At 36.4% G+C, this 24545-nt stretch carries 25 protein-coding genes; 3 read left to right on the top strand and 22 right to left on the bottom strand.

What is annotated here, in order from left to right:
- Positions 1 to 8 precede the first annotated feature (8 nt).
- The 22 genes from OW492_RS00505 to OW492_RS00405 all read right to left on the bottom strand — a co-directional run bounded on the left by OW492_RS00505 (position 9) and on the right by OW492_RS00405 (position 21398).
- The gene (locus tag OW492_RS00505) at positions 9 to 3242 is read right to left on the bottom strand and encodes a hypothetical protein (RefSeq protein WP_290037669.1); all 3234 of its coding nucleotides are present in this window, start codon (positions 3240 to 3242) and stop codon (positions 9 to 11) included.
- A complete protein-coding gene (locus tag OW492_RS00500; protein ID WP_290037667.1) occupies positions 3243 to 3629 on the bottom strand; it encodes a hypothetical protein in 387 nt (128 codons plus the stop codon).
- 86 nt (positions 3630 to 3715) lie between these two features.
- Complete coding sequence (locus OW492_RS00495; protein ID WP_290037664.1) at positions 3716 to 7327, bottom strand: tape measure protein; 3612 nt, start codon at positions 7325 to 7327, stop codon at positions 3716 to 3718.
- 169 nt (positions 7328 to 7496) lie between these two features.
- Entirely contained in the window at positions 7497 to 8243 is a 747-nt protein-coding gene (locus OW492_RS00490; RefSeq protein WP_290037662.1) for a hypothetical protein, read from the bottom strand.
- Positions 8244 to 8258: 15 nt separating this feature from the next.
- The gene (locus OW492_RS00485) at positions 8259 to 8675 is read right to left on the bottom strand and encodes a hypothetical protein (RefSeq protein WP_290037660.1); all 417 of its coding nucleotides are present in this window, start codon (positions 8673 to 8675) and stop codon (positions 8259 to 8261) included.
- Entirely contained in the window at positions 8672 to 9259 is a 588-nt protein-coding gene (locus OW492_RS00480) for a phage tail protein (RefSeq protein WP_290037659.1), read from the bottom strand. Before OW492_RS00480 ends, OW492_RS00485 begins: the two co-directional genes overlap by 4 nt.
- Before the next feature lies 1 nt (position 9260).
- Entirely contained in the window at positions 9261 to 9560 is a 300-nt protein-coding gene (locus tag OW492_RS00475) for a hypothetical protein (RefSeq protein WP_290037658.1), read from the bottom strand.
- 5 nt (positions 9561 to 9565) lie between these two features.
- Positions 9566 to 9883: a capsid cement protein gene (locus OW492_RS00470; protein ID WP_290037657.1), complete on the bottom strand. Its 318-nt coding sequence runs from the start codon at positions 9881 to 9883 to the stop codon at positions 9566 to 9568.
- 78 nt (positions 9884 to 9961) lie between these two features.
- Positions 9962 to 11962, bottom strand: a complete 2001-nt coding sequence (locus OW492_RS00465) for a ClpP-like prohead protease/major capsid protein fusion protein (protein WP_290037656.1) — start codon at positions 11960 to 11962, stop codon at positions 9962 to 9964.
- The gene (locus tag OW492_RS00460) at positions 11949 to 13391 is read right to left on the bottom strand and encodes a phage portal protein (protein ID WP_290037655.1); all 1443 of its coding nucleotides are present in this window, start codon (positions 13389 to 13391) and stop codon (positions 11949 to 11951) included. Before OW492_RS00460 ends, OW492_RS00465 begins: the two co-directional genes overlap by 14 nt.
- A gap of 7 nt (positions 13392 to 13398) precedes the next feature.
- Positions 13399 to 13608, bottom strand: a complete 210-nt coding sequence (locus OW492_RS00455) for a hypothetical protein (protein WP_290037654.1) — start codon at positions 13606 to 13608, stop codon at positions 13399 to 13401.
- Entirely contained in the window at positions 13605 to 15719 is a 2115-nt protein-coding gene (locus OW492_RS00450; RefSeq protein WP_290037653.1) for a terminase gpA endonuclease subunit, read from the bottom strand. The genes OW492_RS00455 and OW492_RS00450 overlap by 4 nt, the downstream gene beginning before the upstream one ends.
- Positions 15716 to 16192, bottom strand: coding sequence for a DUF1441 family protein (locus tag OW492_RS00445; RefSeq protein WP_290037652.1), 477 nt, complete (start codon positions 16190 to 16192; stop codon positions 15716 to 15718). The genes OW492_RS00450 and OW492_RS00445 overlap by 4 nt, the downstream gene beginning before the upstream one ends.
- A gap of 152 nt (positions 16193 to 16344) precedes the next feature.
- Positions 16345 to 16551, bottom strand: a complete 207-nt coding sequence (locus OW492_RS17000; protein WP_354669206.1) for an HP1 family phage holin — start codon at positions 16549 to 16551, stop codon at positions 16345 to 16347.
- The gene (locus OW492_RS00440) at positions 16544 to 16726 is read right to left on the bottom strand and encodes a hypothetical protein (protein WP_290037651.1); all 183 of its coding nucleotides are present in this window, start codon (positions 16724 to 16726) and stop codon (positions 16544 to 16546) included. Before OW492_RS00440 ends, OW492_RS17000 begins: the two co-directional genes overlap by 8 nt.
- The gene (locus OW492_RS00435; protein ID WP_290037649.1) at positions 16716 to 17078 is read right to left on the bottom strand and encodes a hypothetical protein; all 363 of its coding nucleotides are present in this window, start codon (positions 17076 to 17078) and stop codon (positions 16716 to 16718) included. The genes OW492_RS00440 and OW492_RS00435 overlap by 11 nt, the downstream gene beginning before the upstream one ends.
- A complete protein-coding gene (locus OW492_RS00430; protein ID WP_290037647.1) occupies positions 17075 to 17509 on the bottom strand; it encodes a transglycosylase SLT domain-containing protein in 435 nt (144 codons plus the stop codon). Before OW492_RS00430 ends, OW492_RS00435 begins: the two co-directional genes overlap by 4 nt.
- Before the next feature lie 37 nt (positions 17510 to 17546).
- Positions 17547 to 17858, bottom strand: a complete 312-nt coding sequence (locus OW492_RS00425) for a hypothetical protein (RefSeq protein ID WP_290037645.1) — start codon at positions 17856 to 17858, stop codon at positions 17547 to 17549.
- A gap of 254 nt (positions 17859 to 18112) precedes the next feature.
- Positions 18113 to 18670, bottom strand: coding sequence for a hypothetical protein (locus OW492_RS00420; protein WP_290037644.1), 558 nt, complete (start codon positions 18668 to 18670; stop codon positions 18113 to 18115).
- 1031 nt (positions 18671 to 19701) lie between these two features.
- Positions 19702 to 20043 (bottom strand): hypothetical protein, encoded by a 342-nt coding sequence (locus OW492_RS00415; protein WP_290037643.1) that lies wholly within the window; start codon positions 20041 to 20043, stop codon positions 19702 to 19704.
- Positions 20044 to 20223: 180 nt separating this feature from the next.
- Positions 20224 to 20682 carry a hypothetical protein gene (locus OW492_RS00410; RefSeq protein ID WP_290037642.1) on the bottom strand — a complete coding sequence of 153 codons (459 nt, stop codon included), beginning with the start codon at positions 20680 to 20682 and terminating at the stop codon, positions 20224 to 20226.
- 167 nt (positions 20683 to 20849) lie between these two features.
- Positions 20850 to 21398, bottom strand: coding sequence for a hypothetical protein (locus tag OW492_RS00405; protein WP_290037640.1), 549 nt, complete (start codon positions 21396 to 21398; stop codon positions 20850 to 20852).
- A gap of 1316 nt (positions 21399 to 22714) precedes the next feature.
- Between OW492_RS00405 and OW492_RS00400 the strand changes: the two genes are divergently transcribed.
- From OW492_RS00400 to OW492_RS00395, 3 genes are all read left to right on the top strand, one after another.
- Positions 22715 to 22975, top strand: coding sequence for a hypothetical protein (locus tag OW492_RS00400; protein ID WP_290037639.1), 261 nt, complete (start codon positions 22715 to 22717; stop codon positions 22973 to 22975).
- A gap of 318 nt (positions 22976 to 23293) precedes the next feature.
- Positions 23294 to 23539, top strand: coding sequence for a BsuBI/PstI family type II restriction endonuclease (locus OW492_RS16995; protein WP_354669205.1), 246 nt, complete (start codon positions 23294 to 23296; stop codon positions 23537 to 23539).
- 39 nt (positions 23540 to 23578) lie between these two features.
- The gene (locus tag OW492_RS00395; RefSeq protein WP_290037638.1) at positions 23579 to 24541 is read left to right on the top strand and encodes a putative phage abortive infection protein; all 963 of its coding nucleotides are present in this window, start codon (positions 23579 to 23581) and stop codon (positions 24539 to 24541) included.
- Positions 24542 to 24545: the final 4 nt, after the last annotated feature.

Genomic DNA, 24545 nt, shown 5'->3' with positions numbered 1-24545 from the left:
TGATTGCCTTAAATATCGTTATTAATATTGCCACGAACTTGGATAGCGAATTGATCGCTTTTTGCAGCAGTCGTTGAATCGCTTTGAAGTATTGTTCTGATTAGGTTTAACTGATACACCGCTCCGTAAGTGTCGAAACGCACTACGTTGCCAGCTGACCATCCTGCTCCCCACCCCAGATGGTTCAATGTGAAGTAAGGCTTCCCTGATACAGGGTTTATCGGTGCAAAAGTCGTATTGATGTCACCAACAGCGATTTGCCCAATATTTTCTCCAATGAGTTTAAATGCTGTTGAAGTAGTAAAAACAATGGCCATTCGTTCAGTAATACAACCATCATTAGTGACTTCAATAGGATACAAAGTATCGTTATAAGCTACGGTTGCTTCATCGCCAATTAAGCTTTCGCTGAAGTCACCAGTCCAAGTTTTTTGATCAAAGAAATTGGTATATCGGGAAAATAAATCATCAGCGACTAACACACTGGCAACTTTAGCTTTATCTGCATCATAAGCATGTGAAAGTGGGCGAGCTGTTTTGATAACGCCCGAAATATCAACGCCAGCAACTAAGAATATGTCTTCAAACCGGTAATCAATTTCGGCTGTGCCACTTTCTAGAAAGGTGACTAAGCCTGCATCTAAATCGACGCTATATTCAACACCTGTCGCTGACAATTCAACTAAGCGCACATGAGGTAGTTGTAGTGTTTCATTTTCAGTGACCTCAATTTCTAGAGACTCATCTTGATGCACAACACACACATCACCCGATCTATAAATTGGCACTTTCCCATCGCTTGGGAGTTTAATCGTGTCTAAACCTAAAATATCCGACGATAATGCCAAGTAACTATAAGAAACGCAGTTGTAGTAGATTGAGGCGGTATCCAGTAGTTCATCACTAAGTACAGTAACAATACCAAGGTCTATATCAATATAACCTTCAAAATTGTCACCAGAAATAACACCGCTCTCATCAGTCACTGCATTGATAGTCTTGCCCGTAAAGTCTTTTGCGTTCACACTTAAAGACTGAGATACCACTGGGTTACCAGCAGTTAAAAACGTCACTGATTGAGTTAAAGGAGCAACGCCGTTGTAAACAAGCCCGCTATTTATTGACAGCTCCCCGTTGCCTTGAGGCCAAGAGTCTAGCGTTAGTTGGCCAGTTTCTTTATCCAGCGTCCCGACTGGAGTAGATATATCAAGTAATATGCCACTGTTTTCTTTGATTAGTCGGTCGTTGAAGTAAAAAGAAAAACTGTTATCAATGATAGTTTGGTTATAATTTTCAATAACGGCTTCAAATACAGGCATAGACTTAGTTAAGTTGCCACCAAAAACGGAAGATGCTTCATTAACGCTGGATTGTTCGTTATATTTTACGCTAAAGCGCTTATTGACATCACCAATGCTAACTGTGTTTTGTTTTGAGGTTTCAACCCCTGATTGTTTATAAATAACTTTAGAACCACCATGAGCATCACTTCCATAACTATAGGTGTAGGCCGTCATAACACGTTTTGTAAAATCGACTTCAAAGACTTCATCAATCAGCACTTCACCGCTAACATAGTCAATCATGCCTACTTGGGGTTGTGAGGAATTAGAGCTAGCTGCTAAAAACAAAGCCCCCTGGCCATCGTCATAAACTTTTACATCTCGGGGAATATAAAGCTCGGTACCACTAACTACTTCAGTAGCAGCAGAGGAAACGCTAAACTCCAAACTGACATTTAACTCACTAATATTGGCGGGTAGACTTACTTTAACCTGGTCATTCACCGACTCGATACTCACTATCTCGTCATAGATTTGGTTTTGCTCATAAGAAGTTAAAGGCGAGCTATAAGACTCCCACTCAAAATAAAATTCCGTATCTGAGGCAGGTGTGATAGTTGGAATAATAATGCAATAGTTAAGCCCCATCTCTCCAGTAGCATCGCCTGATATCACTCCGTCAATAGAGGTGGCTGTAAACTCATCATCTTCACCCCATGTAATAGTACAATCACGATAGTTAACGTAAGACTCAAATTCGAACTCAATTTCTCTTGTGTAATTAACATCATCAATGAATTTTAAGTAACTACTTGCCTGTGCGTATTGCATCAAAATAATACTGCCCACATCAGGCAAAGCACCTAGAGTCATGGATAGATTTCCCAGTTCGTCATATTGTGCCGTACCGTAACTCGCACTAGCTCCTGTTAACGTACCATCTCCATTATCGGTTAGTTCATACCAGCTACCTTGCACCATATATGAGATAGTCAAAGTACCAGCGTCAGGGACCGGTACTAGGGTTTGCGTATACACATAACCTTGATTATTCAGTGTGATGTCTATCTGCTGGGTTTCAATAGTAATTGGAATATCAACCAGCTCTCCATTACCTGCATCTAATGTTACGTCTTTATTGCCAACTACAGATTGGTTAACATGCGCTGTTTGTACAGTTGTTGATGGCACTAATTGAGTGTAAATAGAATCAACCTGTAAGGCACTAGCCCCAAAAGCGGCATCCTCTTCTAGCTTCTTTGTACTATAGAAACTAGCCGCATCTGCCACTGCTGTATCGTAGATCGCAGAATAGTTACTGGTTGGGTCATATGGGCTAGCAGCAACGCCAATAAATTCAAATTTAAGAGGTTCAGTTATTTCACAAATAACGACCAAACGAGAAAAATCAATACCCGAACTACCATTTGAATAGGTAAAATCTTGCTCTCCAGATTCAACAGACTTTATTTTTACGTATTGTTCGTCATCATTATCAGGGTTAAACAGCGCCAATACATCACCTACAGACGGCACCGCTACCGACGAACGCTGAATGATTCTAATAGCTCGTTGCCCTAACAACTGCATACCGTATAGCTCACCGGAGTATTTAGCGGACTTAGTTAAATAGCTTTCAATGATATTTTGAGACTCAGAACGTGTTGCATAAGGATCATTAACGCTCATCAGTGTGATAGATACATCTTCATCTTCTGGCATTTCAGACAGGCCAATCGTTGAACCGTAATAGGTTTCGTCAGTATCAGAATCTACTTTCAAATGTATACTACGAATATTTACTGAACCATAAGCTCTATCGAGATCGGAAATATCAGGGAATATAGAGTTATGCTCACCTGATACGATTTCAACATTGGTCATTGCACCGCCGCCATCTGACTCATCAGTCATATTCTGTGACTCTAAAAGTTTGATGTCATCTTGATAGATTGTCATTTATTCGAGTACCTCGATTAGTTTAATGGTTTCTAATGTGTATTGGTCACCGTCATTTTCGGCATCACTTTTATCAAAAAGTGGAGTGGCAACGAAATGAGATTCATCACCATAATCCCACCTTACATTGTATGTAGTACCGTGATAATTCAGTTCCATTACTGCTGGAGTCAAACGTAAACTACTGATTGTTTTGACTTCCGCCAGTGTTAACCAGGCATTCCCATTTCCAACCAGTACAACGGGACGACCATCAAACATTTTTCCTCTATTTAGTATCACCCTACCTGTAATTGAAGTTTTAGATTCTTGTTTGATTGGACAATAATTAAAATCTGACTGCCAACGTAAGCCAGAGGGCAGCTCAATGGCATTTAATGAAATCATAAATGACACCCTATTTTTTTGTGTAAAGTGAGTTAAGGTAGATATTCTTGAAATTTGAGTCGGTATTAGTATTAGGTACTATCCATTCAAGAAGTGATGAGTTTATTTTCTAACAATAATGAAATTAAATCGTCTTTCCCTTCTGTAGTAGTTGGGATTGATACACTATCCCCTCCCAACGTGAGCTCAACTACAACAGTTTCTGTTACTAATGACTCACTAGAATCATCACTTTCAGTATTACTAAGAATAGACTCTTCTTCGGCAAGCTTAGCGGCTTCAGATTCTGCGTTTATTGCTGCTATTTTTTGATTATGTAGCTGTTCAGTTAGTGCAATAGCTTGGTTTAAGTCACTAATTGCTTCTGAATTTTGATAGTCTGTAGCAGTTGCTAACTGCTCTTTTAGTTCAGCAATGCTTGCTTCATAGGCTCTATTCTCAATACTTTCCGAATTACCATTTAAATAATCTAATTCATCCTGGACACTGCTTAATGCAGACTCTGCATTTTCTTGTAATGATTGTAATTTACTGCGTGCAGAATCAAGCTGTGCATTTAGGGATGTTAGTGTTGCATCGTCCAATTTATCTAGTTTATCAATTGCACTCTGAGTATTATTAATCATTGCTAATGTTGGAGTTTCGGTACTTTCAAACCCTTGCTCGAGCTCCCTTAAGGAAAGAGTTTGTTTTGCAATCGCTAGCGTTTGTTGATCAAACACAATTTGATTTTTAGCAATGACTTTCCACCATGCACTTGTGACCTGCATGTTGTTATAAATTCGGTTGCTTTGCTCTTCAATCTCATCATTAAGTTCGCTGATTGACAGTGCACTTAAGTCGGTTGCGTCACGAGTGGCCATAATTGCAGAATAACTTTTAGCAGCTCTGTCTTGGGCTTCCTTTTCAGCCTCTTTTTGTTTTTGATAAGCTTCTGAAATAGTTTCAGTTGCAGCTTTAACTACAGAAGCTCTATTTAACCATTGAGCTTTGTTATTCTTTAAAGCATTATCTTGTGAAATCAGTTCATCTCTCACTCCCATGACAGCAGCTTGAACCTTAAGCTCAGAGGTTACAACACCACCATTGGCCTCAATGGTTGCCTGAGCATAAGCTAAAAATGCTAGTTTTTTATCTTCAATGGGGGCTATGCTATTTTTAATTAAATCATATGACTCCCGAAGCGTTTCAAGGGTTTTATCTAATGCTGATTGTGATTCAAAACCTAAATTTTTATAGGCCTCATTTAATGTATTTACACCAGGCGTGATTTCAGCACTTTTAATATTAATTTTATCTAGAGCCTCTTCTAATTGCTCAATAGATATTGCTCCATCTTCTCCTAAAAGCTCTATTTTTTCTCGAAGTGCTTCAACTTCAGATATTGTTTTTATTTTAGTTATGACGCTATCAAATGCACCTACTATATCTAATGAGGAGGCTGTTGCTGTTTCACTAATTTTATTAAAGGCATTTAAAGCAGTAATTCCCGTTTCCGTAAAACCGCCTCTTAACTCATTTAAATCCAAATCAAGAAGGCTAAATAAAGCGCGTAAAGGATCAACCTCATTAGCTATTGAATGAATACTAACGCCAAGGTTTTCAAATGTATCAGGAGCGTTTTCTTTTAAAGCAGCAAGCTCTTTATCGTTTAAGTTTTTAAGCTGCAGACGCAAACCAGTTTCAATATCAACCGCTGTAACTTGACCTTGTTTTTTCAGTTCCTCTAATGTGTCAACAACTGCCTGTAAACTATCAGGACTTTCCACATCAATTTCAGAGGCCAGCTCACTAATAGCACTAACTGCACCAACTCCCTCACGCTGAAGAGATTCAAACTTTAGTTTTAACCTTTCCAATGTAGGTATCGAAGCATTTTCTATTACCTCTGCATTACGCTTTTGCAATTCGGCCTGCTGATTAAGCTGCTCATTAGATTTAATATAGTTACTGGTAGCCTCATCAAAAACAATAATACCTTTCTCTTCTAGCGCTAAGAACTCTTCCATAGTGCTGATGTTAATGCCAAGTTGTTCCGATATAGCTTTTAATTGTGTGGCTTTTTCATTAGCTTTTTCTTTCGCTAAAGTTGCAGATTCATTTGCTGCACCTTCGGCTTCTCTCATATTTTTCCATGCATCTGCAACGCGGTATAATTGAGTTGCAGTAAAGGCTAGTGCACCAGCCAAGGTTACCTTTAAGGCTTTAGACAGCAACTTTGCTGATCCAGTTGTAGCTTCTACTGCCCCTTTAACTGTAAATAAAGACGCAACAGCTTTTGTTGCAGCAACTCCAAAACCTAAAAAGATTTGAGCAAGCTTTATCTTTAGTGCAGTTTCACCCACCGCTATAATTGCATCTTTAAACTTATACAACCACGCTGCAGCAGACTTTACACCTTCAACAAAGCTAACTATCGCATCTGATATATTCTGAGCCCATTTTTTTAATGAGCCATCCGCAGACATCTCTTTAACTGTAACGATTAATAGGCCTAACTGCTCTTTTGCATAATCTAATGCTCCGCTCTTGGCCACGGTATCTAAAAATATTTGATATTGATCTTTTAAATTAGAGACAATACCTGTTAAACGTCCCATATTTGCAGCCGCAGCACCTTCAGCACTTTTACCAATTTCAGCTGTTAGCTGTTTAATAACATCACGACCCAATTTACCTTGTGAACTTAATTTTTGTAGTTCAAGGGTATTACGACCAGTTGCTTTCTCAAGTAAATCCCAAACAGGAACCCCACGCTCCACAAGCTGTAATATTTCCTCTCCTTGCAGTTTTTGTTTAGCCCAAGCTTGTCCGAGAGCAAGGGAGATACCTTCTACCCGCTCCATTCCCCCACCTAACTTTTCAGACGCATCAACGATAGCTTGCATAGTCCCATCCATAGGATCTAATCCAAAAGATTTTAAGCGAGCAAATGTTTGTGTAACTTGTTCAAGTTGTAATGGAGTATTTTGAGTAAAGTTTTTTATCCACTCAGTAGCTTGTTCGCCGGCTTCAACAGAGCCCATTAATGCATCCATTTGAATGCGCAAGCCCTCAAATTTATCCCCTGTCGTCAGCATTTCTAAGCCAAGGTCTTTAATTTTTCCCCAAAGTGTCGTAATGCCTACCACACCACCGACCCAATATGCAGCTTTAACCAAAGAAAAATTGTTAGATTTAGCTTCTGTTATTTCAGTTTCATTGCCCAAGCTGCGCATTTGGGTCGTAAACTTAGTTAATACTGTTTTTGTATTTGTTATTTGCGTTGCAAGCTGTTTTTCTTCTTTAGTTAAATTGTTAGTGTCAATATTCGCTTTATCTAGGCTATTTTTTACTTTATTTAATGCTGTTTGCTTTGTTAATAAAGCACTAGCAGAGTTCTTAGCTGCAGCCTCCGTTTTTTCTAGCTGAACATTAAATTGACCAGTGGGATCTCCTGTTTCTTCAATTTTTTTACGTAATGTAACCGCCCGGTCACTTAAAGAGTTGAATGCAGCTTCATTTTTCTCAACAGCAGCAGTTTGCGATTCAAACTGCTTAATTAATGTTTTTTGATTTTCAAGTAATTTTAAATTAGTTCGTAACTCTTTGCTTTTTCCTTGTAACACTTCTAGTGAATCAGCGGCCTCATCAGCATCTTTCGAGAGTAAGTTCTCCGCTTTAATTTTTAATGATATAAGCGTGTCTTTAATACTCATGATGCACCTTTTTATTGATGTTGTACTTTTTTACAGGCATAAAAAAACCCCAACAACGGGCTAACATTGTTGGGGTTTTCTTTGGTTGTGGGTATCTAACGATATACGTTTTAAATTACGTCAGTGGCACCACATTTGCAAGATATTGTTAAAATTTTTAAGTGCTTACTTAAGCGCTTGCAGCTTCTCGGACAAAGAACTTAGATTTACCGGTTTCAGTAATACTATCGTCAGCCAATACATCACCAGCTAATTGGAACTCTCCATAGTCATCACCAATTAAACTAAGCCCACTAGCTGGAGCAGGCTTCCAACGCGGCACTTTAACAACAGATGGACGACCATTATCATCATTAATACCATCAAAGATCATTTTTACTTCTTTACCTGATTCAACTAATGCCTGTAAAGCTGATACGTTACGGGTGGTATAATCAATAATTAAAGCATCCCCATCTTTAATATCACCTGTACTTAATGGTTTGATACCGGCAGCGGTGACTTCAAAGTCGACACCTTTCTCAAAAGTAACAGGTATGTCTTCGCTCCCTTCTTCAACAACGCTTTTCACTGTAATTGTCTTTGATATATCAAGCATTTCAGAAGTTTCGACTAAGCCGGGTACGATCGCTGTTATACTTTCATTTGTAATTGCTTTAGATTCTTTAATATCAACAACACCACGTAATGCTAGCGACAAATTAGAGTTATTAAATGAGTCAAGCGTTGCAGATAATGAAACACTGCGAACACGAGAGGATGAAGCGATATTACCACCGCCAGGTCGATACGATGGACGTGTTTTTGTTTCTACTTCAAGGGAGAAGTCTAATGTACTTACGTTACCTACATCCCGGCCATCTACATAGACGATACCCGATCCAATATATTGTTCATTAATTGTTTCTACAGTCATAATGACTCCTATTTATTAAATATTTTGTGTATAAATCACGTTGACGGGAATCGTTACCGTGATGAAGTTACCCGTTTTAGCTGGTTCAAATACTGAGTCACCAGCAGTTTTAAATGAAATAGCCAAACCGTTTAAATTCTTTTGGCGTTCTTTAAATAAAAGAACCCGAGTATCAAAAAGCAATTGCTCTAATTCATTAAACGCCCCTATCTTCATAGGAACTGATAAAACTATATATAACGAACGAGAGGCTTTGTAGCTTTGCTGATTTCTTAACTCAATACTTTCAGCATCAAATTGAATGACAGCTAATCGCCCTTTTATATCTGTAAACATGGCGTAATAACCATTACGAACCTCAATATTTTCCAGAGTGTTTAAACGCCCCTCAATTTCTTCCCTTATTTGCAATATTTTTAATGGTTGACTCATGAGATAGATTCCAATGTATTTAGTAGCTCTGTTACAACCAAGTCTTTGGTTTCTTCTGCAATATCTTCACGTACAGTTTTAAATGTTTGTGACACGCTTGGTCCATATAACACTTTATAATCTTTTTGCCCTGATCCAGTTCGTACTGCAATGCCCATGCTATTGTTGTTTTTAAGTGGAATATAAAAACCTTTGAAAAACGTGTTTCCTGAGTTTGGTTTAATTTTAACGGTAGTCCCTTGGGATTTGTAACCCGCTGAAATACCACGTAACGGGTCACCTTTTGAGCGGCTTGGATTTTTAGATTTAGTCACGATTTGCTGACCATCGAAACGGTCAAGCAATACCCCTCTAGATTCCACCCCTAATACGCCTACTGGATTTTGAGCAGTAGCTTGATGATAAACTTTAAGTTTTGAGCGAATGTAAGGCGATTTAAGGTTTACTTGAGATTTAATACCGTTAACAGCAAGGGTTAAGGCTTTTCGTGTAGCGCTATTAATGGCTTTAGCTTGCACTTTATCAACAAAACTTGGTATTGCTTTTAATTGCAATTGAGCTCGTTTTAAATCATCTTCGAACACATTAAACCTCCACACCGCTATAGGTAATAAGGCTACCTTGTACACGCAGTTTTCTAGTCAAACGATAGGTGACACTCTCCTTACGAACTTCATCATTAGTAGCAACATTAGGATGAGTTTCACGTGATAAAGTTATTTCTGTAAGAGTGTCAGTTCCATACTCACCGGGGTGCTCAACATCTAGTTCAACAATGGCAAAAGTATCAACTGGCGGTTTATCATATTCATAATATAGGACTGAATCACCTAACCGTTTTAATGCCATTGCTTCTTTTTTAGTAAAACGCTCACTGAACCCCATAGGCACTAACCAATATTAACGTTAACAGTTGAATCTGAGGCCTCTGCAGCCTCATAAGCATAACCAGCTGACGTATTATCTATTGCTGTTGTCGTGATCTCACCATCAGTAGTAATATAAACTTCAGCCCCTTGCTCAATCGCACCAGTTACCTTTGGCAATGACCACACACCAGATGTATTTGCGGTTACTTCTTCCCCAACAGCACCATCAACAGCAGCGACAACAACTTGCTTACCAATAACAACAGGATCGCCAGCAGCTGCATCCGCTGCTAATAAAACATTCATAGTCATGCCATTTGATACATAATTTTTAGCCATTTTCATTCTCACTTATTAAATTTTAGGTAATAAAAAGCCCCTGTGAAAACAGAGGCTAAAATTTGATATTCAATAGGATTAAGCAACTCCAGATGACCGAACTAAACCACGATAATCTAATGGGGCAACACCGGCATCAATTCGAACTTTGGTTGATACGCCATCGACTGTAAAGCCTTCTTGTTGCTCGATATATGGTGTATCAATTCCATCAAGATAAGCAACTTCGATAGTATCTTGCCCTTGAGCAGCTGCCATATAGAATTTAACAGCACTGTCATCATCCAAACGAGGCTCGCCAATGTAAGTCGCAAAGTTTTGTAATGGATTGACAATACCGCTATTTGCATCAGTACCTTTAACAGAGGCAGAACGAATCGTTTGATTTGCTTGGGCCTCTAATGCGGTTGGTCCTAAAATATATTCAGGACGAATGTTCAGATTGCGCTTGCCTGATTTTTGAGTGCGCATTAACTGACGTAATTTATCTAACGCATTAATATCACTAATCGCACCGGTGCCAATATTTCCATGATCATTATGAAATAAGGCTTTACCGTCATTCATTGTTGGATTATTAGTTAAAATGGCATAAACCAAATCACCAATGGTAGCTTTTGCTGCACGTCCCATCATGGTAGGAATGCGTGTTAATGCTGATAAGTCATCATTAATAATCGCCTGGCGAGTAATAGCAAAAATTTCACCATAAGTAGCTAATGCAATTTGTTCTGCACGATCTGATGTTGTGATGTACTTGTATTCCGCACCTTCTTTGACTTTACGTAATGAGCCCAACTCATCTAAACCAACACGATTAGATGTTTTAAAATCACTTAATGATCCTTTATTAGTCCACATTTCAAAGGTTTCTGCTGAGTCTTCCCACCCTTTTAATAATGACTTATGAGCAACATCAATTAAGATTTGGCCAAAATCAGAACTAGTATGAGTGAATGCCATACCAATCATTGCAAGTGGCGCTTGTGTGGCACACGCGATTCCACGGTCAGCCAATGAGGCACGTGCTAATTCACGTAGGTTGTAGTTATTATACATATTGTCGTTATCACGGGCTTGGTGGCCTGCGCGTGATAAAATTGCAGAAGCAACACTGTCACCCACAATATTACCATTACCAGCGTGGACGTGTGACTGGTCACCAGGAGTCGCTGGTGATGTGTCTTTGCCTAGATGCGCTAATATTTTATCTTTTGCTGCATCCACAGAACAAGACATATCCAACAAACATTCACTTTCAATATCTTTATGTTGGCCACCAAAATTTGCAAAGATATTACTAATACTTGCACGGCGTGTTGTTTCTGCAGCTTGGACTTTAGCAAGAATATCCGCTTCAGTGACAGGCGCATTAGGTGTTTCATCTGGCGCTATAGGCGCTGCTGATGCCTTTGGTTTCAATAAGGCTTTTAGCTTGTCTGGCATAGTGTAATTCTCCATTCTTTTTGAATTTGCATAGTGAGTAGTTTGTGATTGGGTACTTAATTCATCGGCAAAACCAGCTTCAACAGCTTCAGTTCCACTAAACCAAGTTTCTTCTTTTAATAAAGTGGCAACCTCTTCAGCGCTTAAGCCTGTTTTTTTCATGTACGTTTCTGATAATGTTGTTTCCACTTTATCTAATAAGTCAGCATAGGCCCTTAGGTCATCTGCATCTCCAACCTGCCCACCCCATGGTTTATGTATCATTATAAAAGCAGTTGTTGGGATGATAATTTTGTCGCCAGCCATAGCAATAACACTGCCCATTGAGGCTGCTAATCCATCGATATAAACAGTTACATAAGCATCAATCCCTTTTAAAAGGTTATAAATAGTAATACCTTCAAAAACATCTCCGCCAGGGCTATCAATCCGCAACTCAATATTTTTAATATCTCCTAAACTAGCGAGCTCTTGTGCAAAACTTCTAGCCGTTACACCCCACCCTCCAATTTCATCGTATAGCTTGATAACAGCACTATTATTGCTTTGCGCTTTGATTGAAAACCAAGAATGAGCTGGCGTATCCGTTTTCTTAGCTTTTGGCAGGAACATGCCAGATTTACTCTTCTTCATTACTTGTTTCCTTCTTGTTTTTTTTATTAACTGGCGTTGAATTTTCTGACTGTTCAGCGGTAACTTGACGCTTCACTTCTCTAGGTGATTTTCCACGACTACGGATCCACTCTGCATCACTAGCAACACCGTTTGATTTTAAGGTTTCCCATGCATCAGCCTCTTTTTTAGGATCTATCCATGGCATTGTTGGAGCTAGATAGAGGGCGTCAAATAAAGTATCTCGATCTAAATCAGGGGGCAGTTTCAAATCATTTAACAACTCCATCTCTAACCAGCTACGAAAAACAGGACGCGACCATTGCGCAACAAATTCATCTTGAATCACTTCATAACCAATCGTTGATTCAACTAACTCTTGTCGTTGTGAAGAATAGGAACCGCCATAATCACGAGCGACTGAGCTATAACTTCCACGAACACCAGCAACAGCCGCTTTTATTTGACCACTACGCCATGGAACGACTTGTGCACTTGGTCTATTTGACTCAACCATCCCGACTTCTTCACCAGGTAATAGTTCGTCAAAAGTGGAGCCTGGTGCTAAATCAAAATGGCGAGAAGTTTCTTTAGTATTTTCAACATCATATAAGTCTGGTGAGCCCTTTTTTATATACATCCCAAGAGCTGCTGCAATACGTGCTGCAACACGTTCTGATTCTTCGTATTCTTTCAAGTCACTTAGACGAGTAATAATTCCATGAAAAATAGTAACTCCACGAATTTGATGAATACGTTTGATTAATGCTAGATGTAACATTTTATCTGCTGGTACTATTTTGCTTTTTGTACTGAATGCCTCAGCTGGGTGGTCATATAAAATATGATAGCCAATTGCTCTCCCCCAGTTGTTCAATTGAATACCTTGATTAATGCGTTTGCTTAAATCACTTACAATGGGAACAAAATCTGCTTCTAATAATTCAATAGCATATTGTGTAGGCGTTAAGTATTGGTAACCCGCAACTTTACCTTTCAATTGTTGAGCAAACACCTCCCCATCTCGTAACCATGATCGTAAGACCAAGCGCTCCATTTGCGAACGAGTAAACCGTCCTGTTACTTCAGGTTTTAAACTCCAGTTTTTAAATTTCTCACTGATCTTTTCAGCAAGTTCAATATCAATTTCACCACTTATTTTTCGTGGTTGTGGCTCAATCATAATCCCTGCAGGACCGATCACTCTTTCTTCAAATTTATCCAAAATACCAATTGAAATATCGTGGTTTTCATCCAACCAGCGAGCCTGTTCACGAAGCGATTTCCCCGATGCAAAGACTGCCTGATTGGCGCTTCGCCTTTCTTTATTAGCTTTATGTGTTCGGCTGGGTAGAGCAGCTTCGTATGCACTCACTTTATTTCTATTTTCAGCACGTGACGATGCCCACCCAGGCGCTATAGCCAAGATGCTCTTTTCGAATAAATTCATAAATACCTTAAATGAAGCGAATTGTTTTTGGGGAATTGCTACGACGATTGAAACGTAATAAGCGGCGTTCCCACTCTTGCCGGCCTTTAATAATTTCGCCTAAACTTTCTGATTGAAACATACGGTTTCCTATCATCACATTTTTTCCTTCGAGCACATCTATCTCTGCTTGCTCATATTTAGCAATCATTGCGATACATTTGTCTTTAGTGATCATAACCAGCTGTTTCCATTGTTAGTGTTTGATAGAAAGTTATTAGTTGTCGTTGTTCGTTTGTGATTTTGAGGTGCTATTTTTTTATCTATTGACTTTCGAAGTGTTTTATTTGATTCATGGCCACTGATGATATTAGGGTTTTCATCCCAATTTTTAGCCCATACCGGTGGGCTATCCCATTTTATTTTGTCATAACCTTTGAGCAGTAAAATAGCATTTGCATAACAAAACAGATCAATAGCTTCATTTCGTGCCCTAGCAGAAATTTTAACCCACTTCCCGTTATTGCGTACTTCTGCAGTTAATTCCTCATAAAACCATTCTCCTAACCAATCTGGAAAATGAATATAGTTTGGCCCAGGTTGATCACGTTCTAACGACGCACTTAAGCGATCTTTTAATTCATTTGTTTGCAATAGATATAAAGGCACATCGCCATACGCTTTAGCTTTACGAGCTGAGTTATTTGTATTATCAGGAAAGGTTTGATTCACTATTTTACTGCTTAGATTACTTGCCCCTTTAACGAGAAAAAAGCGACGGTGCAAACCAGTTACTTTCAACCTACGATAAAATTTATAAGCATTATCTGAAACGCCATCTTCACCACCATGATCACAAGCTGTAAATTGAATAGGCATTCTTCGTCCTGAATCATCATCCAACTTATAAGTCTTTTGAATAACATCTGAAGTGATTAGATCCCAGTCTTCGGCATAACCTGCTGGATTAATGCGTTCAGTGACACCATCGTCATCGCAACGTGTTGAATATTTAATATTGTAACGATCAATTAACCACCGTTCTCCACTTTTACCATACCCAACAATTTGAACGACAAACCGAGAATTCCGACCACCTTGAACATCGATTGTTGCAACTAAAAAACGAACACCTTGAGGTACAATTCTTTTGAGTCCTGATTCTGCCCTAGCCATTAATTCTTCAACTGTACAATTATCAACGCCACTTCTAGGGATATAAGGTTTTCCTAAATCAGTATTTGTTACTGCTTTTAATTTGGTTTGAGAACCTGTTAATTCATACTCTTCTTCAGCACTTAAAAACTTATAAACTATTTGCTGCCATGTTTGAAAAGCCGCTGCAGGGCCTTCCATCCAAAATGATGCAATACGGCTTTTTCTTGCGTGACCTGTCACAACGCCATGCTTATCTATTTTTTGACCTTCTTTTAACCACACCCCCTTTTTATTTAAACCGCGCTTATGATGGCTATCAATTCGTCCTTTACAATAAGGGCAAACCATATAGACACCATCAGAAGCCGTTTTTGCATCGGGTGCATTTTCATAACCAGCAAACGTTTCATAAACGGGTTGAAAGTATTCATTACATTCAGAGTTAGGGCATTGCCAATAAAGTTTCCTCCTATCCCCCTGATTATATAGTGAAATAATACCCTCACATGGTGGAGCCTCATGAGGTGTTTTAGGTCTCCAACGGGGATCATCCACATCGAAGCCTGGTGAACTTTCAGCCATTGTCATACCAGAGCTCATAAAAGTAGTAGTACGCTTACTAGCTAATGAAAATCCATCTCCTTCTCCATTAATGTCTGTATCCCAGCGGTCATAATCAGTTAAAGCTACGTAACGATAATCAGAAGAACTTAATACATTGATTGAAGGCCATCCGATTTTTAAATAGGTACCATCTCTGAATACCTTATCGTGTACGTTATTGTCATTTCGAAAAGGGCTTAAGCGTTTGTTTAGTTCAGGGCTTACTCGTAAGCAACGGTCCACTCTTTTTTTACTAAACTCGCGGGCTTTTTCTTCTGTTAATTGAACAATCAACATATCTGATGGATCGCAAACTAGTACGTGTGTTAACCACCCTTCAATTAACCCATTTGTTTTACCCGTTCGAGCTGGACCAACAAATATAACTGCATCATATTCACGAGACGCTAAACAATTCATCGGTTCAATAACATAAGGTGCCAAACTCTCATCCCAAGGAATCGAGTTGGAGCCCCCTTTCGGCACCCTCATAAACTTTTTAGCAGCATCAGCAACAGGCATACGTAGAGGAGCCGCAATACTAGATGCAATATCTAAACGTATTTTGGTTACATCTGCATAATTCATAGTTGCATTACTTTTTCTGAAATAGAGTTACGTAAGTCATCAACCTTCTCTTGGACCATCATTACGACATCGGGAGTTAAACCACAATCTCGCTCAAGAATATCTGGAAGAATTTCTAACTCTGCAATCATAGGTTTAGCAAGGTTTGCCATTTCATTTCTTACCTCTTCAGCTAAGCATAATTGTCCGGTTTCTAGCTCAAACTTAAGGCGCTCTGTTTCAGATCGATACCATGACAATCTATCACCAGGTTTAAGTAAATTAGGATCAATTAAAGATCCACCTGATCCAGCTGTTCCCATACTTTCAAAAACAGCGGGTCCAGCTTCAGAAAGCAAATATAAATCAGCATTACCTTCTCGCCCAGATGGCACAACATTTCCTTGCTTAAGCCTTTTGCGAACTGTGTTTCGTCCAAATCCAAACATCTCACCAATCTGAGAAATATTGTATTGATGTTGGTTCTTAGTCATGGAATTCTCGAAGTGATTTTAGAGTGTTTTATAAGCCTGCTGCTGATGCCCTTAGAAACCGAAAAGTAGCCAATTGTCGGGAATTCAGCGCCCCCGTGTGCATCAGCGGCCCAGAAGTACCTTTTCGATACAAAAATAGATAAAAGGAATAATCAGGAATCACGGGAGCGTTTTGTCATCAAACACGCCGTTTTCACTTGTAAATTGTATGTCTTATGCTTGTAAAACCAAGTAATGATAAAGGTAAAAATACCTAGAAGAATGCCAATGAATAAAGCAATATCATTGAGGCTAGTAAGAGATAAAAAGGATAAAACTGCAGAGAAAGAATAACTTACCTTAGTTAATAGCTCATTCATTTACAAACTCCCTTAATAACTGCTTATCACTATTGCTTTGCTTAATAACTAATTCTTGTTCAATGATGTAGTTAACAAGATCTTGATTGGTTGTACCTGACCACTTTGGTTCAGGTCTATCTTGTATCAAAGCAGATGGTGGTAACACTTTGATATATTTAGTTTCAATTATCACTTTCGGCTTTATCAATGAGCAAGCGATTAACATCAGAGGGGATAAGCTCATTAGCCCAATTTTTAATATTCTCATTAGATTCACTTAGCTTAGTTAGCTCTCTTTGCTTATGTTTTAATGCCACATACAGTGATTGATTAGATTGTTGCTGTTTAACCAACAAGTTATCCTGCTTTATAAAAGAGGCTTTCAAGGCTAGTAAAGCTCTCTCATTAGCCTCTATCGTTTTTTCATACTGGCTCGCTTTATCAGTTAATATCTGATTATTAGAGCTTAAATGATCAACTCTCCACCACAGAGCAAGACAAGCAACACTCATCACAGCAATAACAACCAATAAAACTCTAATCATTTCAAACCCTCTAAATATTGATTAATACGAATAACATATGTTTGGGTTTCTCTTGCATGTAGGCCTGTAATCAAAGGTAAGCACTGCATAATGTCATTAAATAACAAAGCATTATTACAACGCTTTTGAGCTTTATGCAGGTTGCCAGCGCCAGCGTTATAACTAGCAAACATTAAACTATAACGGTCTTGCATTGGCCTTCGACTAGACCAAAAGTTAAACATCTTACTGTCATACCATGCAGCAGCGTTGATGTTGTGCTTTGAACTAAAGGCTGATTCACTAAAGTTAAGCGCGGCCTGCGCTTCTTTCCAAGTGAACGGCATAAATTGACATAAGCCTTTAGCGCCAACAGGTGAAACCGCTCGAGCGTCAAAGCGGCTTTCTTGGAAACATTGTGCTTTTAATAACCGGTAATCATGCCCTGGCATATACCGACTAAAAGCAGTTTTAAATTGAATATCATATTTAAGCGAATGCAAAGATGAAGCAAACAACCAGGGCGTAAGCAATAAGCCTACAAGCAATGTAAGTGCCTTTATTATGTTCATTAGTTTTACTCCACCATATTTTAAAAGTAATCCCTGATTGCAAATCCATGATTCTCAAAACAACCCATAAATTAAGGCAAGCTATTACTGCAACAAACGATTTATAGCTAACTGACTGGATAATCCCTGGCGGAAACTTCAGTCCAAAACCAACGAGAATAAGAATGATAAATGGCAGAAAAACAGCAATTTTATCTGCCATGGTTAACTCTTTCATATTAATTTTCATTTCAATTCCTTAAATAATAGGCATAAAAAAACCCCATATCGCCGAAGCAATATAGGGTTAAAATAGTTTTAAATGATTTTATATTAGATACAAAAACGCCCCGAACTCTGTCGAGGCGTGTATATCTAATGATATGCAAATAAAGTTACTCTGATGGAACCAATTTTGCAACTATTAATTTAATTAGATAAACGGTTAATCCTTTTTTAAATATCTATCTAGTTATATTATTTTATTAAGAAACTTATTATATTCTACAAATCGATCTTACCCTGAGCAACATATACTAAAGAGCCAGTTTCACTTTGTATGTTGTAAAACTGAAAATTTACAAGACCTTTTGCTTGTAACAATGCATAGTTAGCACCTTCATGGCTTAATACATAAGAGTCTTTATCAGATTTGTTGTCTTCAAATATTTGCAGCGTTAAGTTCTTAGGACCATGTCTAACCTGCTTAGTAAATACAATTATTTGCTTGGTTTCTGGTTTATATATATACGTTATAAAAATAGTCCCTTGTTCTGCATGATTTATTGAAACTTCAATAAACCCTTTCTCTATACCATCCACATACCTTGAACCACTTAAATCGTCTAAACCAAACCATTTAGAATTCCAACCGCCATCAAATACATAACTAGACATATTATAAATTTTGGTTTTTATTGAGTTATTTTTATCAACCAAACCTAATTGCGATACGATTGATTTTAATACTGTTTTTTGTGGTTCACCGAGTGAGTCATACACCCCAAGCGCAAAAGAATTAAAGCTAAATAAACACATAATAATTGCGGCAATCTTTTTCATTTCATTCCTTATTTATCAATAGAATACCTTCACTTCATCTAAAGGTATAATAGTTAATTAAAGGGATATATTTAGAGTTTTTAATGAATCTAAAAAATATCCTGTCCATTTTTTACGAATGCTAGGATAACAACTAAAAAAAAATAATCAAAAAAAATATCCCGATATAGGCAAAAAAATGACAAAATGTGACTTTTTAATCCAATCTAAAAAGCTGCACCAAAAAAACGATCATTCTAAAATATGCTCCACCATGATAAATATTGAAAATCGCCTTAGCTCTTACTGTTAATTGGCGAGCTCAATAAGGGTTAAAAACCCTGCCTCAGAGATATCTCAATTTCAAACGGTTATTTTTTACGTCAATGAATTGATAAGTAGAGAGGGTCACCGACCAAATTAATCGGCTTTCCTTAGGGGGTACGAATAAAAAAAAAACATAAGGTTGGTTATAATAGCGAAATGATAGCCAATTATTTTAGTTCCTTTTAAGCTATTATTATGAATTTGTTGTTTCGACAAACATATCCCACAATATAACTAGGTCATTACCAAACCATATACCGAATAGAAACTTACAGTAACAGATAAAAATTAATGGAAATAGAATCACACTACTACTTCCCAACATGAATAAAGAATATTGTTTCTTTTTACAACTCCACGATGATTCAAATTTAATCCACCTCATAGTTTCAGCCCAGAAATCTATTAGAAGAACATGTGGCATTGGATAAGTTTTAGGGTGGTGATACCAACCTAAACCATATATGCACCAAGAAAAAGTATTCAATACAAAAATCAAGCCTGTTCCATAAAGAACCACCCATACTGGACTTTGAAAAATAAGTTCTAAAAGGTTTCCATTCTTAAATAATAGATGATCTCTAGGATGACTCAATATATGACCCCTAACAATATTATTAAACAGAATTTATTCACACTTCTAACCGAGAGATAGAAGCATCATATTTATTTAGATAAAACATAAAATAGCAAGTTAATATGATTAAATGTTTAATTTATCAAGGCTATTTACTTTCATTTTCAATATCCAGTATCTTGTGCAGTGAATCTAAAATCATTAAATATATAGAAAAACCTAAATAAATCGCGAGTGTAATAACAGGGGGTGGAGTTATCGACTCTAGAGCTTCTGAAGCTAAATTCATATTGTCACTACTAATAAACTCAAGCAACTTAATATAAGCTCTGGATACAGCTAGATTCCAGACAAAAATTATCCCAAGACAAGCGGCGCTAATAAATTTTAATACATAGCTAATTTTCAAAAATCCTGAAGGATGCCTATACGCAAGGATTGCTAATACTGTTATGACTGAGATTGTAAGCGCACTAATAAATGTAATCATATTACCTCATTATATATTATGAATATGTGTTGAAGAGACTATACTTTTGCAGCATTTATGCTGCATAAATGCTGCATAAATGCTGCAAGACATAGAAAGGTTATTCTTCTTGTTGCAAAACCTATTTGTTAATGATTTAAAAGCTTAATTAAAAAAGAAAATAACTATCTATTTTATTGATTAGTTTAACAAACCCAACAAGAAACCCACACTTATCAATAAAAAGATCAATGAAAGATAATAAGCAGGCACATTAAAGATAATACGTTTAAAGCTGAGGTGAATTCGTTTAAATTCTAGCAAATCAAATTGAATTGCTTTTTTAGTGATTTCATTTAGGTTAGTGGAGTTTTCTACTTTGTTTTTTATAGTTTCCAGTTCACTTGAGAACATTTTAAAACCATCAAAACCAGTAAATAACTTATGAGTAAAAATCAAAAAAGTAGTTAAAAAAGCCACATACGGCAACCACACACCTTGTACGCCCCAGCAGCCTAATGTCCCAAGAAAAAGCCATATCCCTGAATCATTTAAATTAGTATTGTACCTTTTCACTCTTAGCTTGATGTTTTCTAGTGCTTCTTGATGTTCTTGATGTTCTTGATGTTCTTGATGTTCTTGATGTTCTTGATGTTTCAAAATGTTTTTCCTGTTAGAAGTTAACTTTAAAGCCCCATATTTAACAGAACAGATACTGATGTTTTTTGTCTTTTAGAATAAATTCCCCAAGTGACAAAAGTAAAGCCCCCTATCTCGATAACTCCTCAGTTTAAAAAAGTAAATTGTTGAAACGGCCTATAACAAGGTTACAATTTTTGTATGCTCTTGATCTGTTTTTCCGGTATAACTTTAGCTAAATTAAAACTAACTTCCTCTTTAGATAAGAGAATAACCCTAGAATCACGATATCGTATAATGCTACCTTTTTGACACTCATCCTCATTAATTAGACAAATTGACTCTTTCGCTGAAGACTCTTTAAATTCTAAAGCTAAGTTTTGAGCATCTTTAACAACTGGAGAGAATAAAATAAAGAGTAAAGGGGATACTCCTAAAAGTACGTAAGGGATACCATCTAAATTTATAAATTTCCCTACATTCTTTTTTGTTAATTTTGTTTTTATTGTTTGATATGAAATACCAAATATCGCAGCTAAAATACCGATTATCGTAAAATGTTTGGCAAAATTAAACATGATATAGATTCCACCAATCGCTAAGTATTCAAGCGCACTTCCAATTAACTCAAAATGAGCAAAATTAAATTGTTCTAAAAAAGCAGAATCCAAAATAAAACCTATTACATAAGTAATAGATACAAGAGAAGATACGACTCCAAATATCCCTTTCAGCATAATTCCTCTTTAGGCTATATAATTTCTTTATTTTAAAAGAAATCAGCCATTTAAATAGTTTAACAACCATTTTTAAAAATTAAAAATTGTAGTTTTAGTTCCGTTTAAATACCTTGTATGGTGAATAAATCCATAATTTAAATAATTTATTAAACCGCAAAATCCCATATTACCGTTGAAATTACGCTAACAACCTCTCAAGTCAATACTTTACATAATAAAAAAAATAACTATAAAGTTATATTAAAAAATTTCATATTAATTACAGAAATACGGAATTATGTGCTGCTGTGTTTAATTACGATAGCTTTCTATACCTTTGTTCTCTTTTTAAATAAAGCATTTACCATTCGAGTTATCCAGCGTTTGCCCTTAAATATGTTCCTCTATGATAAATATCTAAAAACGCTATAGCCCTTGCTGTTAATAAGCCAGCTTAATACGGATAAAAAACTCTGTCTCTGAGGTATCACTGTTTGACCCGGTCAATTTTTACGTAAATCAATTGATGAATAGAGAAAGTAATTATCAAAATTATTTAACGTAGAAAATACAGTCAGCTATTTTTAATATCAGCTAGATTTGCAACATGTTTAATATTATCGATTTTCTTCGTCTGGCGTCCAACTAATGAACAAAGAAAATCAACATTTTTTTAAATTATTCAATTTCATCAAAGCGAATCAATTTCCCTTGGTGATTAAGAATAAAAACAATGCACGGACTAAGCTGTATATATCAACCGTAATCCATAATATAGCCTCAAGCTAAATACTAAAAATAGATTTGACGTTTTAAAAAATCAGGGGCATTAACAAGGGAGGTAACGTGAAATGAAAGTTATTCATCAAGATCCAATAACTTCGGCTAAAACGTAGTCTTTAAAGAAGTCCAAACGGATAGGTATGATGTTTTTGATAGATGTGTGCATGAATAGCATTAAATATTATATAGCTACCATGACAAGTCGAGCAGGTCGCCTTGTTGACAAACTAATAACAACAAAAAATAAGATTAATATTTTATGATTTTTTTGTCACCCACCGGGAAAACTAATTGTTGACTTATATTTAGCTTTACTTTAAGTGCGGTGCATGTTAAGATTGTAGGTATTGCAAATTTTATGCAATGAAACTTTGTGTGGTGAATAGATATTGCGGATACAACATCTATCCTTTTCCATATAAAGTAGATACTAACTTTATGAGGGGTATTTATGTTTAGACAACAAAAATATACTGCTTTATAAGGTTAGTGTCAAGTAATTTAGTAAACTAAAAGTTTAAATAAACACTAACAATAGAAAAGGTAATTAAATGAATAAAATAAATAATATAAACAGTAAATTAAAATACTCGATTTACGAGCTTGTTGACGAAGAGTCATATCAGTACAAAAAGTCGCTGCGTTTACAAAATTCAATTCATTATTGGGAATTAATCCTAGATGAAAATAAAATTTGTGATTTTTCTAGAATAGAAATTCTTAATATTTTAGATAATTTAAATGTTCAACTAAGAGAAACTTTAACTAAAATAGATGAACAAGACTTTAATTTAAACTTACCTTATGATTAGGTCTGTTTTTAAGTAGCTGAAATTGTTGGTAGCTAATACCTAAAACTTCTAATTCTCGGAGTACTCGGGCTTCGCTGCGCTTTAGTGTAGCCCTAACATCTTCTAATTTTGCTTTATTTTTCTCAGATAACATAATTCCTCCTTGTTTTATTTTTTAAAGTGATAATTTTTATTTAACACACAGTATAGACAAAATTTTATATAAATATAGTTCATTTTTTCTGCTGAACTTATTATCGAATTATTTTAATTCACTAGTTTCAACCTTTTCAGGTGTTTATAACTCAGATAATATAGAAAATTATTAGCTCCCTATAATTGGCAAGTAGTTCAAGATTCAATAGTATTAATAGATCATTAACACGCAATAGCTCTGTTGATGGGAAGTGTCACAGAAGAGTAACCAAGCTTTGTAAAGACCTGAATCCAAGTCTAGTGTATGTAACAGCATTCTCAAATATAGAAATAATGAGTAGGTATTTAGCTGTTCTTTCATGGAAAACTGATGTGTGGGAATCAGAAACACCAAGTAATATGATTCAGTTTAACGGTGATTATTTTTAGGGGATCATTAAAACCAACAACTTTTAACTAAGGGCATCAATGCAATACCTAATCATTTTTATAGTTTTATTCGCGCTGAGCTCAGCAGCAGCTAGTATTTATTTTTATCATGACAAGTTTGGAGTTGGATATTTTTCAACAGCAGGAGACTGGGGAGCATTTGGAGACTTCTTTGGGGGAGTTTTGAATCCTACTTTTACCCTACTCAGTATTATTTTACTTGCCCACACACTATTTCAAAATAAGAAAGCATTAAACCAAGCTAATGAATCAATTAAACTTGGACAAAAATCATTGGACCAAAGTGCAAAGTCTTTACAACAAAATCAAAAAGCTTTAGAAATTAACACTCAAGAACTATCAGTAAGCAGTAAAGCACTCGAAAGCTCTTCTGAGGCCTTGCATTCACAAACTATAGGCAATGTGTTTTTTAACTTATTGGAACAACATAATAATATAGTCAATAACATACATTACAACAATACATCAGGAAGATCAGCATTCACCAAAATAGTTGAACGTATACAAGCAGTATCACCTTTAGATACCTATAATAAGTACCATGAATTACAAATGACAAAGAATCATATATTCGGTCATTATTTTCGTAACCTTTATCAAATAATAAAGTACATCGATGAATATTCGGATTTGGAAACCGAAGTAGAAATAAATTCTGAAACTAAACTTGCTCAAAAAAAGAATTTCATGCGTATTCTCCGAGCACAACTATCATCAGATGAATTAGTTTTACTTTTTATGAATTGTTTGCCTTCAATGGTTGATGGAGGGCAGTTTAAAGATTTACTTATAAAATATGAAATGCTAAAACATTTAAGAATTTCTAAATTCGAAGCTAATGAAATTGTTTTAACCACTAGAACTAGAGTTTCAGTTAAATATTTTGAATATTATTACGATCAAGTAAATGGCTCAGCTTTCGGGAATAATGAAACAGCCTTGAATATAAAAGAGGCTATTAAAAAACATAAGAGTCTATAAAGAG

The sequence above is a fragment of the Psychromonas sp. 14N.309.X.WAT.B.A12 genome (assembly GCF_030397575.1).
Classification (GTDB): Bacteria; Pseudomonadota; Gammaproteobacteria; order Enterobacterales; family Psychromonadaceae; genus Psychromonas.
The sequence above is the reverse complement of the archived record's forward strand: the minus strand, read 5'-3'. Positions and strand labels throughout refer to the sequence as shown.

Coding starts and splice junctions, on each gene's coding strand:
- OW492_RS00505 (WP_290037669.1), bottom strand. CDS start 3,242: ATGACAATCTATCAAGATGACATCAAACTTTTAGAGTCACAGAATATG.
- OW492_RS00500 (WP_290037667.1), bottom strand. CDS start 3,629: ATGATTTCATTAAATGCCATTGAGCTGCCCTCTGGCTTACGTTGGCAG.
- OW492_RS00495 (WP_290037664.1), bottom strand. CDS start 7,327: ATGAGTATTAAAGACACGCTTATATCATTAAAAATTAAAGCGGAGAAC.
- OW492_RS00490 (WP_290037662.1), bottom strand. CDS start 8,243: ATGACTGTAGAAACAATTAATGAACAATATATTGGATCGGGTATCGTC.
- OW492_RS00485 (WP_290037660.1), bottom strand. CDS start 8,675: ATGAGTCAACCATTAAAAATATTGCAAATAAGGGAAGAAATTGAGGGG.
- OW492_RS00475 (WP_290037658.1), bottom strand. CDS start 9,560: ATGGGGTTCAGTGAGCGTTTTACTAAAAAAGAAGCAATGGCATTAAAA.
- OW492_RS00470 (WP_290037657.1), bottom strand. CDS start 9,883: ATGGCTAAAAATTATGTATCAAATGGCATGACTATGAATGTTTTATTA.
- OW492_RS00465 (WP_290037656.1), bottom strand. CDS start 11,962: ATGAAGAAGAGTAAATCTGGCATGTTCCTGCCAAAAGCTAAGAAAACG.
- OW492_RS00460 (WP_290037655.1), bottom strand. CDS start 13,391: ATGAATTTATTCGAAAAGAGCATCTTGGCTATAGCGCCTGGGTGGGCA.
- OW492_RS00455 (WP_290037654.1), bottom strand. CDS start 13,608: ATGATCACTAAAGACAAATGTATCGCAATGATTGCTAAATATGAGCAA.
- OW492_RS00450 (WP_290037653.1), bottom strand. CDS start 15,719: ATGAATTATGCAGATGTAACCAAAATACGTTTAGATATTGCATCTAGT.
- OW492_RS00445 (WP_290037652.1), bottom strand. CDS start 16,192: ATGACTAAGAACCAACATCAATACAATATTTCTCAGATTGGTGAGATG.
- OW492_RS17000 (WP_354669206.1), bottom strand. CDS start 16,551: ATGAATGAGCTATTAACTAAGGTAAGTTATTCTTTCTCTGCAGTTTTA.
- OW492_RS00435 (WP_290037649.1), bottom strand. CDS start 17,078: ATGATTAGAGTTTTATTGGTTGTTATTGCTGTGATGAGTGTTGCTTGT.
- OW492_RS00430 (WP_290037647.1), bottom strand. CDS start 17,509: ATGCCAGGGCATGATTACCGGTTATTAAAAGCACAATGTTTCCAAGAA.
- OW492_RS00425 (WP_290037645.1), bottom strand. CDS start 17,858: ATGAAAATTAATATGAAAGAGTTAACCATGGCAGATAAAATTGCTGTT.
- OW492_RS00420 (WP_290037644.1), bottom strand. CDS start 18,670: ATGAAAAAGATTGCCGCAATTATTATGTGTTTATTTAGCTTTAATTCT.
- OW492_RS00415 (WP_290037643.1), bottom strand. CDS start 20,043: ATGATTACATTTATTAGTGCGCTTACAATCTCAGTCATAACAGTATTA.
- OW492_RS00405 (WP_290037640.1), bottom strand. CDS start 21,398: ATGCTGAAAGGGATATTTGGAGTCGTATCTTCTCTTGTATCTATTACT.
- OW492_RS00400 (WP_290037639.1), top strand. CDS start 22,715: ATGAATAAAATAAATAATATAAACAGTAAATTAAAATACTCGATTTAC.
- OW492_RS00395 (WP_290037638.1), top strand. CDS start 23,579: ATGCAATACCTAATCATTTTTATAGTTTTATTCGCGCTGAGCTCAGCA.